We start from the raw sequence: 17,497 nt of genomic DNA, 5'->3' as shown, positions 1-17,497 counted from the left end.
AGACCTAATAGTAGCAGAAAGCGTCTTTGATAAACTTGCATAAAAGACAATCTGCAACGAGGGAAATAAGAGTTTTTCCTATTAGCCTCATTTGATTGTAGCGAAAAAATAGCCTTGTTACCATGAGAATAATCTACATGTATATTGAAATTTAATTTAAAATAATAATTAATGATTGGTTTTATAAAACATAAGATTTGAGTTTCTCAGCTTGCCGAAACCCTCAGAACCTATGATAATAGAGACATCAAAGGACATAAAATTATGGCCTATAATATTTTAGATAAAATTATTAATACCAAATAGTCTATATTTGAACGAGCAACATGACAGTTGCCGTTACATATCCAGTAATGATGAGGAACAAACATGATAGATAAAAGTTTATTAGATGCCATCAAAAGTTACAGCGAAAAAATGACTCGTCCAATTACCTTTGTATTGGGTAGTGGCGAACATAGTAAGCGTGCTGAGTTGATTGATTTTTTGACTAAAATCGCTGGCACCACAGATAAAATCAATTTTGATGCAACAGCAACTGATGATAGCTTACCAAGTCCAATTAGCTTTAAAGTAGTCAGTCATGTCGATGGTGCATTGACTGATACGGGTATCGTCTTTAGTGGCATCCCCGGTGGTCATGAATTTACCTCGCTGATTTTGGCTATTTTGCAAGCGGGTGGTCATACGCTAAAATTGGATGAAAGTATTCAAAAGCTGATTAAGCGTTTTAATAAGCCACTACAGTTTCAAACTTACGTGTCGCTATCTTGCCACAGTTGCCCAGAAGTGGTACAAGCGCTCAACCAGTTTGCACTATTGAACGATGGTATTAGCAACGAGATGATTGATGGTGCTCTATTCCAAGAGCAGGTTGATGCTAATAACATCCAAGGTGTACCAGCGGTATTCTTAAATGGTAAACCGTTTGCCAATGGTCTCATCGACACGGCAAAATTGATTGGAAAGTTGCAAGAGCAATTTCCTGACCTGTTAGCAGAAGCTGATGACGATGCTGAGCAGTTAGAGCAGCAAGATGTGACGATTATTGGTGCAGGTCCAGCTGGCGTTGCCGCTGCGATTTATACCGCTCGTAAAGGCTTAAAAGTGACGATGGTTGCTGATCGTATCGGCGGACAGGTGAAAGACACACAGGATATCGAAAACTTAATTTCTGTGCCTTTAACCACGGGTACTGAGCTATCAGCGAACTTTGAAAAACATTTACGCGAATACGATATTACTTTAAAAGAGCATGTCAGCGTCAAAGAAATCAGTGAGACAGAAGATGAAAACTATCGCATTCATCTAAACACGGGTGAGACGTTTGAGACACGCAGTATTATCTTAGCGACGGGTGCTCAGTGGCGTAAGCTTGGTGTTCCGGGTGAAGAAGAAAACATCGGTAAAGGCGTGGCTTTCTGTGCTCACTGTGATGGCCCATTCTTTAAGGGTAAAGACATTGCTGTCGTCGGTGGTGGTAACTCTGGTATCGAAGCGGCATTAGATCTTGCTGGTATCGTGAAGCATGTGACCGTGCTTGAGTTCGCGGATGATTTAAAAGCGGATCAGGTATTGATTAACAAAGCCAAAGAGAAAGATAATATCGAATTTATCACTGGCGCAGCGACGCAAGAAATTAAAGCGACTGATGGTAAAGTGACTTCGATCGTTTATCAAGATCGCAGTACAGGTGATACTCATGAGCGTGACTTGGCAGGGGTGTTTGTACAGATTGGTCTAGTACCGAACTCTGCGTTTGTTAAAGGCTTTGTTGATTTGAACCGTTTTGGCGAGATTGAGATTGATGAGCGCTGCCGTACTGATCGTAAAGGTATCTTTGCTTGTGGTGACGTGACCACTGTGCCATTTAAGCAAATTAATATTGCGATGGGTGAAGGTAGCAAAGCGGCATTATCAGCGTTTGAATACTTGGTTATGCAGTAAGCTTTAAATGAATTTTCTACAAGTTCAGATAAAAACCCGATGCTAAGGCGTCGGGTTTTTTTGCTTATAAATATGAATTAAGTACTATTCAGCCAACACCCCAACCACCGAAAGTATCTCACCTGCTTCATCTTCTTTGATTACACGTGTCTCTTTTAACGCTGAATTGATCCAAGCTTGTATATGAAGGTTGTTTAACATCGTCTCACAATACTGTTTGGTCGTTGATTTCAACACTATGCCAGAGGCATCGGCATACGTTTGCAAACGTAGAATAACTGGTGCAAAAAAAGCATCAGCAGCCGTAAATGAACCAAGCAAGTAGCTGTCTTTTGAGCGCTCTTTCAGGCAATCTTCGAATATTGTTTCTATACGCGCTATATCATTTAAGCAGGCATTACTTGGTTGTATCTTCGCCATCGCTCGAATGTTCATCGGCATCTCACTACGAATGCCCATGAACCCTGAGTGCATCTCAGCGATGATGCTTTGGCAATAAGCGCTATTTATTCTGTTGCTAGTATTGGTCTCAGCGTCAGACTTCCTCAATCCTGTCCAAAGATCTAATTCCGTCAAATAATTATTGGCGTGAATGGCTATCGCTAAAGTATCCCAGACCGTGATTTTATCCTCACCTCGACCATAAACCAGAACCGGTACTTTGCCTGTTGGCGCATGCTCATTGAGAATGGGTATCGCGGATGGATGAAACAGTTCAATCAGTTGCTCATCAAAATCAATATTAAAAGCTTTGAGTAGTAGCCAAGCTCGCAATGACCATGACGAATAGTTTTTATTACCGATGATGAGTAGAGGTTCTTGCATCATAAAATCCTATTGAGCTGTATAAGTAGTATTTTATTATGTGCTCAATATTAAAAATTAACCAGTCTGTAGTTCAGTAATTCCAGTAAAAAACGCCCATCCAAAATTTGGACGGGCATTTTTTCAACAGTAGTAATTGTATTTAAGTCACTATCAATCGTCTAATAAATCCATACGCTTTGCCGCTTCATAAATACCTGTTGAGCGGTTGCCAGTACGGCAAAAGATCAGCATTGGCTGTTCAGCTTGATTAAAGAAATCAGCAAATTCTTCGACATGGTTTTGATTAAGCTCACTACCAGCGAAAGACACTTCTTTATAAGCAAGACCTGCTTTTTTAGCAGCAGCTTCAATCTCAGCGCTGGTCGGTTGGTTCGGCTCTTCACCATCTGGACGGTTGTTAATAATGGTTTTAAAACCATTTTCAGCAATCATAGGTACTTGATCAGGGGTGATTTGTCCGGTAATACTAATTTGATGGCTCATAAGAGCTCCTTTTTATTTTTTATACTAAATAAAGTGTGTGGCGTAAGATACAGAATCTTAGCCTAATCTTAATAGGCAACTTTCTAAAGAGACCGTATGTAAGCATTATCGATTTTTTATAGTAACGGTTATAACAAACCTTGCATCAATGCGCTTTGATACAACAATTTAGCACGTGCACCTGTCCCGCAAAACATCAATATCGGTTTAGGCATCGAGCGATAAAACGCCGCAAATTGCTCGACAGTCGCCATGCTCAAGCGCTCATCATCAAACGGTAAATGATGATAAGTAAGGTTGGCTTTTGCCGTGGCACTGGTAAAGTCGCCGCTATTGGGCTGCGTTTCTGTCTCGGCATCAGGACGAATATTGAGCACGGAGCGGTAGCCAAGCTCAGCAATCTTGGTGCATTGGCTTGGATAAATTTGCTTATAAATAGTTAAATTATCGGTCATAAGTCGTTTCGGTCGCGTATATTAAAAGACGTTTGGAGGTATCGTATTGTAGCTAAGCGCCATTTTATAAAGGCTGTACTTTAGGTATCTCTTCTAAAGGCTGTATTTTTTAAGGGCTTATACCAATTTAGCATAACACAGCTTTTATCATATCTATATTTTGTCACAGCACAATAATAAGTATGCTTGATTGAGCAACATATGTCTCACAGACCGATTAGATATCTTTTAGCGCATTTACCGCATCCATCGTGCTTAAATAAACTTGACCTGAGAGGGTGGTAATGACCGGAGTATGCTCGATAATGTCCATTACTGGTCCTTTAATAAAGCTAAAGTTTAAATGTTTATTTTGGTTCAGCAGCTCTTGATTAAGACTGATCAGCATCTCTTGTCCGGTCAGGTCAATGTGATTGACCGCTGACATGATGAGTATGACCTCATGCGCTTCTGGATATTGCTGAGTGGCTTGTATGACCCTACGATGGACGGATTCACTATTGCCAAAAAATAAGCTCTCATCGATACGCAGCATCAATAAGTTGCTAAAGGTCACCACATCGTGACGGTTTATATTGCGAAAATGCCCTGTGCCAGCTAGCTGACCAACCACAGCGACGTGCGGTTTACTCGATTGCCAAATGAGGCTAGCAAACGACACCATCAAACCAATTACTAAGCCTGTATTTAATCCAAATATCAATACGCCGATGAATGCCGCCAAAAAGCTGGCCGCATCTAGACGGTCGCGTTGCCATGCCGATTTCAAGGTTGCTATATCAATGAGACCGATGATCGATGCCATGATGGTTGCGCCCAATAAAGCGTAGGGCAGTGGTGCGAGTACATTGCCAAAAGCGATTAAAGCAGCAATCATGACCAGCACGGTTACTAAACTTGCAACTGGTGTTTTGGCCCCTGAATCGGCATTGATGGCGGTGCGCGAAAAGCCGCCAGCGACGGTAAAGCTTTGAAAGAAGCCACCCGCCATATTGGCGAGCCCCAGTCCAGTCAGCTCAGTATTGGCGTTAAAAGCCTCACCGCGCAGGCGTGCATAGTTGCTGGCGACGGAGCTACTAGAGACAAAGATAATCAATGCCATCAAACCTGCGCTAGGTAATAGATTCAGCGCCTCATCGAAGTCTGGTACATAGGGCAGGGTAAAGGTTGGTAAGCCTTGTGGAATACTCCCAATCGTGGCCACGCCGTTCGTAGTCCAGTGTAAGCTGATGCTCAAAACAATTGCAATACCGAGCAAAATAAGCGGAAATAGTCGCTCAGCCCATTTGGCATAAGACACTGATAACCAAGATTTCCATAGCCATTTGCTACCGTAGCGATTGGCCACCAACAGTGCAAAAGCAATGACGCCAATAACTAAGGTTAGCGGATGTAGCTGGCGTGCATACATTTGCATGCTTGATAGATAACCGATTAAGTTATTTCCCGCAATAGGAATCGCAGTCAGATATTTAAGCTGACTGATAAAAATTAATACGGCTGCACCACTGATAAAGCCTGCTGAAACGCCGCGACTGATAAACTGCATAATCCAGCCAAGCTTGAGCCGCCCTGCTAGCCATAACATCGTACCAACCATCAATGACAGCAAACTTGCCATCAATATATACTGCTGAGTGCCCTCTGTAGCATAAGGATGCAGGCTGCTGGCTGTCATAATCGCAGTAATAGCGACAGGCCCTACTGCTTGCACATTACTCGATCCTATCCATGCATAGACCAGCACGGGAACGATGGCCGCGTAGAGTCCATAGACGGGTGGTAATCCTGCCAATACCGCATAACCTAAGCTTTGCGGAATGACGAGCACCCCAACCACCAACCCAGCAACAACGTCAGTTGGCAGGGCAGACAACTGGTATTGACGCAACCAAGCAGGAATCAGACGAGCGGCGATAGAAGGCATAGCAATATGTCATCACAATATATAGTCAATCCTATATAAATCAGATACGGTGTCAGGCTCGCTTAGTCTACTATTGGTAGTACTTTCGCTTGCCTTCCTTATATCTAAACTATATTGAACTGACTATAGTAGAAAAAATTGAATAAAAGAAAAGGTTAAATACAGCCAAGCGCTAAATTCATAAAGTTATGCTAAAAAATGACGCTAACAAGTGATGCTAAAAACTCAAGCCAACAAACTAGCTGTCAGTTTTGGCACAAAAGCGTTCATACAACAAATGTAACACTGCCAAGGCATCGTCGCTGGCAATACTATAATAAATTTGCTTGCCTTCGCGGCGGGTCGTCACCAGCGCATCTTTGCGTAGAATACCAAGCTGCTGTGACAAGCTTGGCTGACCAACACCGACTAAGCTTTCGAGCTCGCTGACGCAATATTCTCCTTGAGTCAACTGACATAAGAGTAATAAGCGATCCGGATGTGAAAGCGACTTTAATAGTTGGCTGGCTTGCATGGACGCTTGCTGCATTTGCTCAGCAAGGTCTTTAGGTGCAAAGTCTGCTACGCTAGATGACGCATCATCAATGCTAGTAGTCGAGGTGCTCAATGCTGAAGTAGAAGTAGTCAGAGCAAGCTCCTTATATAAGACATAATAAAAAATTTAGGATTAATAGCTAAGATAGGATTAATTATCAATGATATTGCCACGGATAGCAAGTTATCATTATTTACATTATATAAATTGATAAAATGTTAAATCGTTGCTATATTGGTATGCATCGTTGATAAATATGTGGCGGTCAATACGATAAGCTGAAGCCGGTGCATATTATACTGAACAATTTATCAAAAAATAAAATATTCATCTAAAAGCAAAGAGGTAGCCATGCAAGTTCATTCATTCTTACATAGCGACACAGAAACTTATACTCACGTACTCGCGGACGTTCAACAACAAGTCTGTGCCATCATCGATCCTGTATTGGATTTTGATGCTAAGTCAGGGCGCACTAGTACTACTAGCGTCGATGAGGTGATAGAGTTCGTCCGCGAGCATGGTTGGGAGCTGGTTTACATCATAGAGACTCATGCGCATGCTGACCATATATCCGCCGCGATACATGTCAAAGATACACTCGGTGGGCAGTTGGTAATCGGTCAACATATCACCGAAGTGCAAAAAATATTTAAGCAAATATTCAACTTTGATACCAGCTTTCGCACCGATGCCAGCCAGTTCGATATTCTAACGGATGAGGGCGATACTTTGGCGCTTGGCAATATTACTATTACGGTCATGTATGTACCGGGTCATACGCCGGCAGATATGGCCTATATTGCTACTGATGATGAAAAGACCGTGGTCTTTGTTGGTGATACTTTATTTGCTCCTGATGTCGGGACGGCTCGCTGTGACTTTCCAGGTGGGGATGCCAAGACGCTGTACCACTCAATCAAGAAGCTCCTTGCGCTCCCTGAAGATACGATAATATATCTGTGCCATGATTATCCAAGCAAGGGTCGCCAGCACTGTCCAACCACGACTGTCGCTGCACAAAAACTGGGCAATATCCATGTCAAAGATGGCATTAATGAAGCAGAGTTTGTGCAAATGCGTGAGCGCCGCGATGCCACTCTTGACATGCCGCGTCTAATTATTCCATCGGTACAAGTAAACATCGATGCAGGTCATTTCCCAGAGCCAGAAGACAATGGTACCCGTTATCTCAAAGTACCGATTAATGTACTTGGGCAATAAGACAGATATCAGGATAAGTAGACATCAGAATAAGCAAACATTATAAACATGTATAACGTTACGTAAGCACAATACGAGTATAAGCCATCATAATGCTAGTCTTTACCGTAAACACATGGCTATATTACTCCTTTACCATTAAGCCTTCACACTTAAGGATTGAACCATGGAAATTAATATCGGCAGTACTGAGCGTTTACTACGTATTATCGCGGGTGTCGTGATTATCGGCTTGGGTTTGTATTTTCAAAGCTGGTGGGGCGTGATTGGCTTAGTGCCATTACTCACAGGACTCTTCCGCTTTTGTCCTTTGTATAAAATGCTTGGGATGAATACCTGCAAGCGTTAAACAGTCGCTAGTTTTATTGTCATAAATACATAATCAAGCATGTGTGTTGAATACTTTGATCGACCAACACCCATGCTACTTGTATAGGAGTCTTATAATGATTGAGCAAAACTCTCATCTGGTCTGCCCACATTGTCAGGCAACCAACCGCATACCAGCAGCCAAACTTAGTGCTGCGCCAAATTGTGGCAAATGTGGTCAGCCGTTATTAACGGGAAGTCTTCATGAACTAAACGCCCAAACGGTTCGTAAAGTCATTCAAAAAAATGAAGTCTTGACCATCGTTGATTTTTGGGCGAGTTGGTGTCAGCCGTGTCTAATGATGGCACCGCAGTTCAAAGCCGCAGCGGCTCAACTGCCACAAGTAGTGTTTGCCAAAATACAAACCGATAAATATGAGCAAGCGGCGGCACCTTATAATATTCGCAGTTTGCCAACCATGGTGGCTTTTAAAAATGGTAGAGAGATATCACGGCAGTCAGGTGCGTTACCTAGCGATCAAATTGTTCAGTGGGTACAAAGCTTACATTCTTGAGTTTTAACGGATTATGATTATAAAAAAGCCAGTATGCTTATTGCATGCTGGCTTTTTTATAACAAATACTATCTAAAGTCATCAAAGAGTTGAGCAGTTAAATATTACTTATCAAACTTAACTTATTAAACATAATCTATTAAACATAATTTATCACGCATTACTCGCCATAAATCTTAACACCATTGGCAAAGCTACAACGCTGAATGCGGGCGGATTGAATGATGGCATCACGCTCGCCATAGAGCCGTGATAATTTTGCATCGCGCGCCTTGGTATTGTTGCTTTTGCCCACGCCAAAGCTAATATTAGGGGAGATGCCCCAACGTCCCGCAGAAACCCCAACCCCGACACCTGAGGCGGATAAAGTTGATTGCTCATTGCGCGCCGCGTCGACATAGCGATTGACGCGGTTATATTCTTGGCTAAGGGCTTGGCAATCGTAACTTTGATACGTGCTTGGCGGCACATATTGTGGCGTGACATTGCCCGTCGAGGCACAGCCTGAGAGACCAAAAATGCCAGCTGTCGCCAGTAGTGTCGCTGCAGTAAGAGTTTTCATAGTGGCTCCATTAGGCTAGGTTAAGGCGATTGTATTTATGTAAGATAGCAAACTTAATGGGATTAAGATATTGAAAATATAGCAATTATTAAATATTTTCAATGCTAGTAATATAAGTATTTGTGCAATCAAAATGTTATATGTTTATTAAAATAAGTTACCAGGTTTAGCAAAGGCTAGTACCACAATGCCCACATATGCCGCTCCAGCAATAAGAATACCGGTCTTTCTTTGGCTAGATGTGGCGTTATTATTAAACGCTTTGATACTGGCACTGATAGCCGCAACGAGTAAGATTACTTTTGCAAATACCCATTGTATGGGTGCATTGGCACTCATCAGCTGCATTAGCATGACTGCCCCTGACACAATAATGAGGGCATAGAGAATGTGCGAAGAGATTTTAACCACGCGTGGCGCTTGCTTGTTTGAGCTTAATACCAAATAGCTCTGATATAAAAACAGGGCAATGAGCAATACAGCCATGAGCATGTGTAGATGTTTCATGAGATATTATTTCCTTTAAAGGTGCAGTTTCAGCGCTTACTGGTTACATATAATTATGGTATGGAAAACACTATCTTCGCAATAGCTCGTTATTAGCCCTTGTTTTGTCCAGCACATAACGGACTATCAGGGCTTTGACCTCGCCATTCTATTGGGGTGTAAGCATGAATCGCTAAAGCATGGACTTGACCGCCTTGCGAGGTTAATAAGGAGTTTGCCAGTCCATATACAAGCTGATGCCGTGCGACCAATCTTTTGCCTTCAAAAGCATCACTAACAATCGTAAGCTTAAAATGGCTTTCTTTACCATCAAAATAACCAGAATGATTCATTGACTCATTCAACAATTCTATATGTTGCGGCTGCAACGCTTGTAGCTCAGCATTGAGCGCATCAGCGGTCGGTGTTTTACTCATAATGATCTTTCCATATATTTTGCCTAATAGTACTTGGCGGTATCATACTTAGCAATTTGTGAATTGCAAATAATGCCTATTATAGCAGACGCTATTAGCGGTAAAGCCTGCTATTAAGTGGCGTATGCCTGTAAGCGATTAAACTTTTGAGCTATCCTGTTTTTAAAAAATATAGCAATGAAAGATATTCTTTTTAACATACTGTCTTTAATGACGAGAGCTAATAGCCAGTCATGGCAAGTAGCGGTATCTGTTAGCTATCAGCATAAAAAAGCAGAGCACAATTGATAACCTGTACTCTGCTTTTATAAGTAACAACCATTTACTCAAAGCATGAAATCTAACAATCTCGTTAGCGACGCGCTTTTTGATAAAGCGGCATCACTTTAGGCATTAATGATTGCAACTGAGCAATACGGTTGCTGCTGGTCGGGTGAGTGCTTAAGAACTGCGGTGGCTCACCTTGACTCGCGCTTTGCATTTTTTGCCATAAGGTAACCGCTGCTTGCGGATTATAGCCAGCACGTGCCATTAACTCTAGACCAATCTGATCGGCTTCAGCTTCTTGTGTGCGACTGTGTGGACGGCTCAGCCCCAAATCCCCAGCAACGTTTGCTAGTTCAGCTTGACCTTGTGACAGTCCAAATATGCTAGCAGCCACGCCGATACCAGTCTGCGTCGCATACTGACGCGATAGGCGCTCACGTGAATGCTCACGCAGCGCATGTGACATCTCATGACCCATAATGGCCGCAATCTCGTCATCCGTGAGATTCAGGCGGTCAATGATACCCGAGTAAAACATGATTTTACCACCCGGTACCACAAAGGCATTCAGCTCATTAGATTTGATCGTATGCACTTCCCATTGCCATTTCGCCGCATCTGGACGGTAGACACCGACCTGACCGACCAAACGATTAGCGATGTTCTTTAAGCGATTAAGCTGAGCCTTATTGGTATCTAACACGCCGCGCGCTTTTGCTTCTTGCAACGTTTTGGCATAACTCTGTGCAGACAGCTGCAAAACTTGCTCACTAGAAACCAGTAAAAGCTGCTGACGGTCAACGCCAACGGCACCGGTACTGGTGGTGCTGGTACAACCTGTCAGGGCTAGTGCCGACAATGAAGCGGCCATCACGGTGCTGGTCAGTAATTTTTTCATAATAAACATCCTCGCTGTAAATGATAAAAAATAAAATAAAACAAAGCGGCTATTAACAATAAAGCGGTTGTCGTTAAAGTGATTATCGTTCAAATGACTCGTATTAAATTTTTTGTGGAATAAAGAGTCGAAGAGGCAAGTAAGGCAGTTTTTTATTGATGTTCTACCTGTGCTTGCTACGTGACCTCAACAGTAAAATTTTACCCGAACTGTCATTAGGCATAAGTATAATAATGTTACTAAGGCAAAACCAATGCAGGAAAAGTAACAATACAGCGTAGGATTGTAAGTGAGAGGGACGTTGACACCAACAAATCTATTTTTCGCGACTAACGTCTATAAACTTGATAGGCGGCATAAATCTCAGTCAAAAAATAGTCTCATAGGCAATGAGATACTACCTACAAGGACAGAGCTTTAGATTTCTAACATTATTGTGAAAAATAATTGATATTATTTAAAATAAATAATTATCGCTAAATCAATTATTTATGATAATTACATCAATAAATAGCGAGTTAAAGACATAATATTGGAAATAAACGTTAAAAATGAGGTTGACAGGGTTAGAATATCTGATAGAATAGCCAGCCTATCGAGACGGAGTTGTTGTTAACAACACTACAATTCGATAATAAGCGGGAATAGCTCAGTGGTAGAGCATAACCTTGCCAAGGTTGGGGTCGAGAGTTCGAATCTCTTTTCCCGCTCCAAATATGGCTTGAAAAAGCATCAAAGCCTCACTTTATTGTGAGGCTTTTTTTTGTCCTGATTTTAAGGGTTGTCATTGTTTCTTAAGAATATTTCGATGACATTCCAAGCTACTATCGACGGAATTCACGACATAGATTACTAAAAGTTGTAGCGCCAAAACTAAGTTACAAAAGGTGGTCAATTTGACACATTAGCCTCAGTTTAATCACGCATAATTATATAGATCGTTTAAACGAATATAACAACAAATAATCCATCTATAGACCATGATGATAATAAGGAATAATTATGCAAGAATTCAAACATAGAGCATTTAATGAATTATTTGATCTGTCAGGAAAAACCGCAATTGTGACGGGTGGTGCAAATGGTATTGGTAAAGCAACGGCGTTACGTCTAGCACAAGCTGGGGCAAACATCGCTGTTGCTGATCTAAAATTAGAAGATGCAAAGGCTGCGGTCAAGGATATCGAAGCTTATGGTGTAAAAGGCTTGGCAGTCGAGTGTAATATCTTGAAAGATGAAGATTTGGTCTCTATGGTAGATAAGGTCGTCGCTGAATTTGGTACTGTCAATATTTTAATCAATAATGCTGGCGGCGGCGGCGGTGGTCGTGAAAACCCAGCCACAGCATCGGTCGATGATATTCGCCGTGACTTTGATTTGAATGTTTTTAGTGGCTGGCGCTTGTCTCAATTATGCGTGCCACATATGAAAGCGTCGGGTTATGGCTCGATTGTATTTACCACTTCGATGTCGAGTATCAATAAAAGCCTGAACATGAGTGGTTATGCGGGTTCAAAAGCGGCTGTCAATCATATGGTGGCGAACTTGGCACATGATTTTGGCCCTGAGGTACGCGTCAATGCGGTTGGACCTGGTGCCACGCGTACTGATGCGTTAAAAACTGTACTAACACCAGAAATCGAAAAGAAAATGCTAGAGCATACGCCGATTCAACGTTTGGGTGAAGCCGATGATATCGCTGGTGCTATGCTGTATTTTGCCGCACCACTATCTGAGTGGGTCAGTGGTCAAACCATATTTGTGAATGGCGGCGGTGTGCAAACCTTGGACTAAGCTTATCTGCATATGAAAGTATTTAAACCATGATGTTAAAGCTATAGTAAATAGTAAGAAAACCGTTATGAAAAGCGTCATTTAACGTATAGTTGGGTGACGCTTTTATCGTTTTAAGCCTATGTTTTATGATAAAGATACTGGCGCATTGATAGGCTGTATCTTTCAATTGACTGAATGTGCTCAATTGACGATATTCAGGTCATTAAAAGCAAATATGGGCGACCTCATTGCAAAAAGTTTGCTTGCCATTCTTAAAGCCTGCGATGGCTTGCGAATTGATTCTAATCGCTTCTACCGCGCCTTTCGCTTCTAATATGACTAGGGTAGCCAGTGCTCCTACTTTAATCTCCGTTTGCTGTGACAAAAGTTTCGCTGCATTTTTGCTAATCATATCGAATACCTCCGCTATCTGCTCATCTTTTGCTAATTGAGTGATATTGGCATACATATTTGCCATTCTAATCAGTGAGGCATCACCGTAAGGCGTGAAAGCATTTAAAATATTATTACTAGAAATAGTCGTATTGATGCCCATTGCTAATAGCTCATTGGCGTTGACCATGCCTCTAGGAATGAGCGCATCATAATCACGCCCATTCAAAAATATGTCGGTGGCTGGTAACACCGTCAAGGTAATGTCAGCGAATTTCAGTAACGCAGCCATTTCCATACGTTTGTCTTTGTCCATCGCCGATAGTTTGGTCACATGACCAATAGACACGCGACCTTGATAATGGCGCTTGATGGTTTCTTCAACCAATTTTGGAATGCTTGAGCCTTGTGGATCCAGATCAAAATCTAAATGAAAATCAACATCGACGTCAAACTGCTCAGCCAAGTCAAACACCATTTCAATATGCTTGTGAGGATTCTCATCTTTGTATGGACAGCCGCCAACCAAATCAGCGCCTTGTGACAATGCCAGTTTGAGTAGCTCATGAGTATGCAGGTCATTGGTCAATCCTGATTGCGCAAAGGCGCAAATCTCTATATCGATGGCAAATGTATAGGTATCGCGGGCTTTTTTGATGGCATTAAAGGCACGCATCTCTGTTTTTGAATCTGTTTCAACAAAGGTACGCAGACCAACGGTGCCTTTTTTAATCGCCATCTCAATCACTCGTGCAGCACGATTAAACACATCTACTTCCGTAAAATCCTTTTTAGCCTTACCTGTTTCTTCAACAGCCTCGTTTAAATCACCTTGCTCTATAGTACAACGATCAAGGATGCAGGCTTTATCAAGGTGAATGTGGCTCTCATAGAATCCTGCACAGACAAAGTAACCTTTAGCATCGTAAATTGCTTTTGACGCATCATCATTTTCAGTTTTTTTCGAAATGTCGTCAATGCTCTCAATATAAGCGCCGTTTATACTGATATTGACCAAGTTTTTATGATTGGGTAATTGGGCATTTTTTATAAGTAAATCGGGCATCATTTTTCCTTGTTTTTTTGCTTGGAGTGATTCAACGATCAATGGCATTTTAGTGTCAAGAGTGGGGGTTTTAAACTTTAAATCCGCATGACTATTCGATGTTTTTATTTTTTCCTACCCAACGGTCGTTTTTTGTTCATGAGTGGTTAGGGGTAAGCGTCATCGAGTCTAATATATGGAATATAATGACCACCGCTACGGTATGTAGACTTTGTTTATAAATAGACTATATCGTTTTTACCAAAAAACATACTTAGTTATTAATGTTTTATTGTTATAATTATCTTATAATTTTTGAGTGTTCGTTAAGATATACTAATAATAAAAAGAGTAAATAATAAGCTAAATTTAGCTTCATAGCTTGAAACTACGAAGGCATTTCTGTGATGGAATGACTTCATTTAAATACAATCAGATAAACAGGAAAAAGTATGTCAAATATCGATGAGTCGTTACAAGAATTAATGAATCTTGATGGTGCAATGGGTGGCTGTATCGTCGACTATATGTCAGGCATGGTACTTGGTATGGCTGGCGGCGGCGTTGACTTAGAACTTGCAGCAGCAGGTAACTCGCAAGTGGTAAAGGCGAAGGTAGCAACGATGAAGTCATTAGATATCAAAGGTGAAATCGAAGATATGTTGATCACCTTGGAGTCTCAATTGCACATCATTCGTCCTACAGCCAAGCATGAAGACTTGTTTATTTATTTGGTGCTTGATAAATCAAAAGCCAATCTTGCATTAGCCCGCCGTAAGGTACAAGCGGTAGAAAATAAACTAGAAGTATAATTCGGTTGGTCGTGTTCAAAAAATGAGTGATTTATCAAACTCTCCTTGTTGCTTATCGCGCCTTAAATAAGACAAGACTGGCAACAAGGTCAAATTCGTTATGTACGTACTGTACATAGCGAATTATTATTTTATAAGCAGTAGGAATAACTTAACGAGCGTGAGCCGTTTTATCAAGTGGTGGCAAAATGAAGTGTATTGCGTACGTCAGTAGAGTGCCTATCAGTGATCGTACTATTCGAATGCCTACTGGGTTATCAGACATCGTTAGCGTCTCTCGTAAGCACAATCCAAAATCGCAAATTACGGGTATCATCTCTTACCGTGACGGTCAGTATCTGCAAGTGCTAGAAGGCCCTTATCTTGAAGTAGACAAGTTAATGATTAAGATAGCTTCTGATCCTAGACATGAAGATCTTTGGGTGTTTTTGGATGTGCGCGTGATCAAACGCAGCTTTAATAATTGGGCTGTGAGCGTGTTTGATTTTGTGGATCAAGGCAACTTTTTTAATGCGTTCATTGAGAATAATAGCGCTGTGTTAAACAGCTTTAATGAATATCAACAAAGACGTATTCAACCGTTTATTGATATAAAAAAATCTGATACGGTGCCTGAAAAGTATTATGAAGGTAAGGATTTAAGATTGTTGGCATGGCCTGATCTCAATAATGAAAGCCAGCCGCAGATGATGATGAACCTGTGTATCAAATTGACTAAAAAGCCTTATTCGTTTAATGCACTAGCGGATAGTGGTGATTTTGGCAGCCATCATCAAGTCACACAGATTATCAGAGAGTTTGATCGTTTAGGTTTATTGAGTGTCACAGAGGCAGCACCGATACATGAGCAAACCGTAAATGAGAAAAAGCCTAACAAATTTTATGGTGCGATCAAAAAATTCTTAGGAATGAGGTAAAAAATTGAATTATCAGAAGCTAGCAATCATTGGTGAAGTAGGTGCTGGAAAAACTCGGTTGGTCAAGACATTAAGCGAGATAAGCCCCATCGAAACAGAAGCAAAATCTAGTATTGATATCGGTAAAGAGTACACGACGGTCGGCATCGATTATGGGCGCATCACTCTGTCTGACGATATGGCGCTAGGTATTTACGGTGTGCCAGGTCAAGAGCGGTTTTCTTTTTTATGGGAGTTTGTCAATCAGTCGCTATGGGGATTGCTCATTTTGATTAGATATGGCGAGACACCCGATTATGCCAATTTAGATAAGCTGTTACACTTTTTTGCGCCAGAAAAAAATCAGACCACGTGTATCATTGGTATCACTCATTGCGAAGATGCTGACAAAGATAGCCTTTCAGCACTGGGACAAGAAATAAGAGTGATGTTGATGCAGCATAACGTGGTGGCACCTGTGCTGCATACAGATCCTAGAAACAGAGAGTCCGCCGTGTCTCTGTTGTCATTATTTAATACCCTTAATAATCAAGACTAATGCCAGATATGACTATGTTAAAAGAAAAATTAGACGAAAAATCACCAGCAAAAATAGCGTTATTAAGCCACATGAAAGCATTGTGTGACGCCAATAGAGAAGTCATATTGGTTAGCTTATGCACCACAGATGGCTTTCCCATTAGTTGCTTTTCGATCAGTGAATTGAGCAATCAAACGGACAAGTTTGCGGCGATGAGTAGCACACTATCAGCGCTGAGCGATTCATCCGCGAGTCAAATGAAGCAGGGCAAGTGCGACATCACTATTGTCGAAGCCACTGCTGGAAATATGCTATTTGTCAAAACTGACTATATCGGTAAGCCGTGTGTATTGACCGTGGTAGCGCAGAATAAGATGGCACTAGCAGAAGCAAGATATAAGACCAAAAAACTGATTGGTGCCATTTCTGCTATCACTGAGTAAGGCGCATAAGTAACTAAGATTGCTGGATTCGGTAGGGCTATAAGCGATAATTCGACTATGATAGACATGTGATGTTATTCGCGTGATCAAATATCGACCTTGTATAAAGGTAATGCATTGACCTTTGACGGCCATATCTACCAAAAACTCAGCATTAGCGGTATTAATTTTGGCATGGATCCTGTGCTTATGCTTTCTGACTTCTTCATCGGTCAGCTTTAGGTTGCTGGTTGTGCCAAAACCATCTTGTAAAAATTCATGATTTCTCAAATCTGCTAGCGTCTCAAGTAATCCCATTCTGCTCAGATAATCGGGACTGGCACAGAGCGAATAACGAGTCAGCGCCAGCCGTTTTGTTTGGTCGCTGGAATCTTGCAGCTCTTAATGCGAATGACGATCTCATACCCTTCTTCGATCAAATCAACGTGTCGATCAGAAAAATCCAACTCAACGTTTAGGACGGGACAGCCAGTGCTGTATCTATCGGTGATGGCGCGTAATGAAGAATTTCTACAGTACATTGCGTAGAGGCTTATCGCGTATTAACTATCGGGCGAATAGGCTGAATTTATGCTGTTGGCTCTATTCTAAAATGAATGGTTCGATTTTGAAGTAAAAGGTTCTGCTGTGGCTATTTGACGCTATATTTACAGTGTTA

21 protein-coding genes and 1 tRNA gene are annotated in these 17,497 nt (G+C 41.5%); 10 read left to right on the top strand and 12 right to left on the bottom strand.

Annotated features, from left to right (window positions below; genetic code table 11):
* The first annotated feature begins 369 nt into the window (after positions 1–369).
* Positions 370–1,947, top strand: coding sequence for an alkyl hydroperoxide reductase subunit F (gene ahpF / locus AK822_RS11970; protein ID WP_060491799.1), 1,578 nt, complete (start codon positions 370–372; stop codon positions 1,945–1,947).
* Between the two features lie 84 nt (positions 1,948–2,031).
* Here ahpF and AK822_RS11965 read toward each other — a convergent pair whose 3' ends face one another.
* The 5 genes from AK822_RS11965 to AK822_RS11945 all read right to left on the bottom strand — a co-directional run bounded on the left by AK822_RS11965 (position 2,032) and on the right by AK822_RS11945 (position 6,247).
* Positions 2,032–2,775 carry a glutathione S-transferase family protein gene (locus tag AK822_RS11965; protein WP_228139027.1) on the bottom strand — a complete coding sequence of 248 codons (744 nt, stop codon included), beginning with the start codon at positions 2,773–2,775 and terminating at the stop codon, positions 2,032–2,034.
* A 150-nt stretch (positions 2,776–2,925) separates the two neighbouring features.
* Positions 2,926–3,258 carry a protein tyrosine phosphatase family protein gene (locus AK822_RS11960; protein WP_021813753.1) on the bottom strand — a complete coding sequence of 111 codons (333 nt, stop codon included), beginning with the start codon at positions 3,256–3,258 and terminating at the stop codon, positions 2,926–2,928.
* Between the two features lie 128 nt (positions 3,259–3,386).
* The gene (locus tag AK822_RS11955) at positions 3,387–3,713 is read right to left on the bottom strand and encodes a protein tyrosine phosphatase family protein (RefSeq protein ID WP_060491797.1); all 327 of its coding nucleotides are present in this window, start codon (positions 3,711–3,713) and stop codon (positions 3,387–3,389) included.
* Between the two features lie 217 nt (positions 3,714–3,930).
* A complete protein-coding gene (locus tag AK822_RS11950) occupies positions 3,931–5,640 on the bottom strand; it encodes a SulP family inorganic anion transporter (RefSeq protein ID WP_060491796.1) in 1,710 nt (569 codons plus the stop codon).
* A 238-nt stretch (positions 5,641–5,878) separates the two neighbouring features.
* Positions 5,879–6,247 carry an ArsR/SmtB family transcription factor gene (locus AK822_RS11945; protein WP_319020723.1) on the bottom strand — a complete coding sequence of 123 codons (369 nt, stop codon included), beginning with the start codon at positions 6,245–6,247 and terminating at the stop codon, positions 5,879–5,881.
* 279 nt (positions 6,248–6,526) lie between these two features.
* Between AK822_RS11945 and AK822_RS11940 the strand changes: the two genes are divergently transcribed.
* The 3 genes from AK822_RS11940 to trxC all read left to right on the top strand — a co-directional run bounded on the left by AK822_RS11940 (position 6,527) and on the right by trxC (position 8,283).
* Complete coding sequence (locus AK822_RS11940) at positions 6,527–7,399, top strand: MBL fold metallo-hydrolase (RefSeq protein ID WP_060491795.1); 873 nt, start codon at positions 6,527–6,529, stop codon at positions 7,397–7,399.
* Positions 7,400–7,565: 166 nt separating this feature from the next.
* On the top strand, positions 7,566–7,748 hold the full coding sequence (locus tag AK822_RS11935) for a YgaP family membrane protein (protein ID WP_045444095.1): 183 nt from the start codon (positions 7,566–7,568) through the stop codon (positions 7,746–7,748).
* A 97-nt stretch (positions 7,749–7,845) separates the two neighbouring features.
* Complete coding sequence (gene trxC, locus AK822_RS11930; RefSeq protein WP_060491794.1) at positions 7,846–8,283, top strand: thioredoxin TrxC; 438 nt, start codon at positions 7,846–7,848, stop codon at positions 8,281–8,283.
* A 160-nt stretch (positions 8,284–8,443) separates the two neighbouring features.
* Here trxC and AK822_RS11925 read toward each other — a convergent pair whose 3' ends face one another.
* The 4 genes from AK822_RS11925 to AK822_RS11910 form a co-directional block, all read right to left on the bottom strand.
* Positions 8,444–8,845 (bottom strand): hypothetical protein, encoded by a 402-nt coding sequence (locus tag AK822_RS11925; RefSeq protein WP_060491793.1) that lies wholly within the window; start codon positions 8,843–8,845, stop codon positions 8,444–8,446.
* 147 nt (positions 8,846–8,992) lie between these two features.
* Positions 8,993–9,352 (bottom strand): SirB2 family protein, encoded by a 360-nt coding sequence (locus AK822_RS11920; RefSeq protein WP_060491792.1) that lies wholly within the window; start codon positions 9,350–9,352, stop codon positions 8,993–8,995.
* A 92-nt stretch (positions 9,353–9,444) separates the two neighbouring features.
* Positions 9,445–9,768 carry a BolA family protein gene (locus AK822_RS11915; protein ID WP_060491791.1) on the bottom strand — a complete coding sequence of 108 codons (324 nt, stop codon included), beginning with the start codon at positions 9,766–9,768 and terminating at the stop codon, positions 9,445–9,447.
* Positions 9,769–10,120: 352 nt separating this feature from the next.
* On the bottom strand, positions 10,121–10,933 hold the full coding sequence (locus tag AK822_RS11910) for a M48 family metallopeptidase (protein WP_045453551.1): 813 nt from the start codon (positions 10,931–10,933) through the stop codon (positions 10,121–10,123).
* 638 nt (positions 10,934–11,571) lie between these two features.
* Here AK822_RS11910 and AK822_RS11905 point away from each other — a divergent pair.
* Both AK822_RS11905 and AK822_RS11900 read left to right on the top strand, forming a co-directional pair.
* Positions 11,572–11,646: transfer RNA gene (locus tag AK822_RS11905), tRNA-Gly, on the top strand.
* A 289-nt stretch (positions 11,647–11,935) separates the two neighbouring features.
* Positions 11,936–12,727 carry a glucose 1-dehydrogenase gene (locus AK822_RS11900; RefSeq protein WP_060491790.1) on the top strand — a complete coding sequence of 264 codons (792 nt, stop codon included), beginning with the start codon at positions 11,936–11,938 and terminating at the stop codon, positions 12,725–12,727.
* A gap of 205 nt (positions 12,728–12,932) precedes the next feature.
* Here AK822_RS11900 and AK822_RS11895 read toward each other — a convergent pair whose 3' ends face one another.
* The gene (locus AK822_RS11895) at positions 12,933–14,168 is read right to left on the bottom strand and encodes an amidohydrolase family protein (protein ID WP_087945648.1); all 1,236 of its coding nucleotides are present in this window, start codon (positions 14,166–14,168) and stop codon (positions 12,933–12,935) included.
* A gap of 431 nt (positions 14,169–14,599) precedes the next feature.
* Between AK822_RS11895 and AK822_RS11890 the strand changes: the two genes are divergently transcribed.
* The 4 genes from AK822_RS11890 (at position 14,600) to AK822_RS14940 (ending at position 16,839) form a co-directional block, all read left to right on the top strand.
* Positions 14,600–14,959, top strand: coding sequence for a hypothetical protein (locus AK822_RS11890; RefSeq protein ID WP_045444104.1), 360 nt, complete (start codon positions 14,600–14,602; stop codon positions 14,957–14,959).
* A 188-nt stretch (positions 14,960–15,147) separates the two neighbouring features.
* Positions 15,148–15,876: a BLUF domain-containing protein gene (locus AK822_RS11885; protein WP_060491788.1), complete on the top strand. Its 729-nt coding sequence runs from the start codon at positions 15,148–15,150 to the stop codon at positions 15,874–15,876.
* A 4-nt stretch (positions 15,877–15,880) separates the two neighbouring features.
* Complete coding sequence (locus AK822_RS11880; protein ID WP_060491787.1) at positions 15,881–16,414, top strand: GTP-binding protein; 534 nt, start codon at positions 15,881–15,883, stop codon at positions 16,412–16,414.
* An 8-nt stretch (positions 16,415–16,422) separates the two neighbouring features.
* Entirely contained in the window at positions 16,423–16,839 is a 417-nt protein-coding gene (locus AK822_RS14940; RefSeq protein ID WP_157292423.1) for a roadblock/LC7 domain-containing protein, read from the top strand.
* On the opposite strand, the gene AK822_RS15290 is transcribed toward AK822_RS14940, so the two are convergent.
* Both AK822_RS15290 and AK822_RS14935 read right to left on the bottom strand, forming a co-directional pair.
* A complete protein-coding gene (locus tag AK822_RS15290) occupies positions 16,777–17,145 on the bottom strand; it encodes a hypothetical protein (RefSeq protein ID WP_372887192.1) in 369 nt (122 codons plus the stop codon). The two genes, AK822_RS14940 and AK822_RS15290, sit on opposite strands and share 63 nt — an antisense overlap.
* Before the next feature lie 32 nt (positions 17,146–17,177).
* Positions 17,178–17,360 carry a hypothetical protein gene (locus AK822_RS14935; RefSeq protein ID WP_157292421.1) on the bottom strand — a complete coding sequence of 61 codons (183 nt, stop codon included), beginning with the start codon at positions 17,358–17,360 and terminating at the stop codon, positions 17,178–17,180.
* Positions 17,361–17,497: the final 137 nt, after the last annotated feature.

Origin of the sequence: Psychrobacter sp. P11F6 (genome assembly GCF_001435295.1) — a bacterium.
Classification (GTDB): domain Bacteria; phylum Pseudomonadota; class Gammaproteobacteria; order Pseudomonadales; family Moraxellaceae; genus Psychrobacter.
This window is presented reverse-complemented; position numbering and strand designations above follow the sequence as displayed.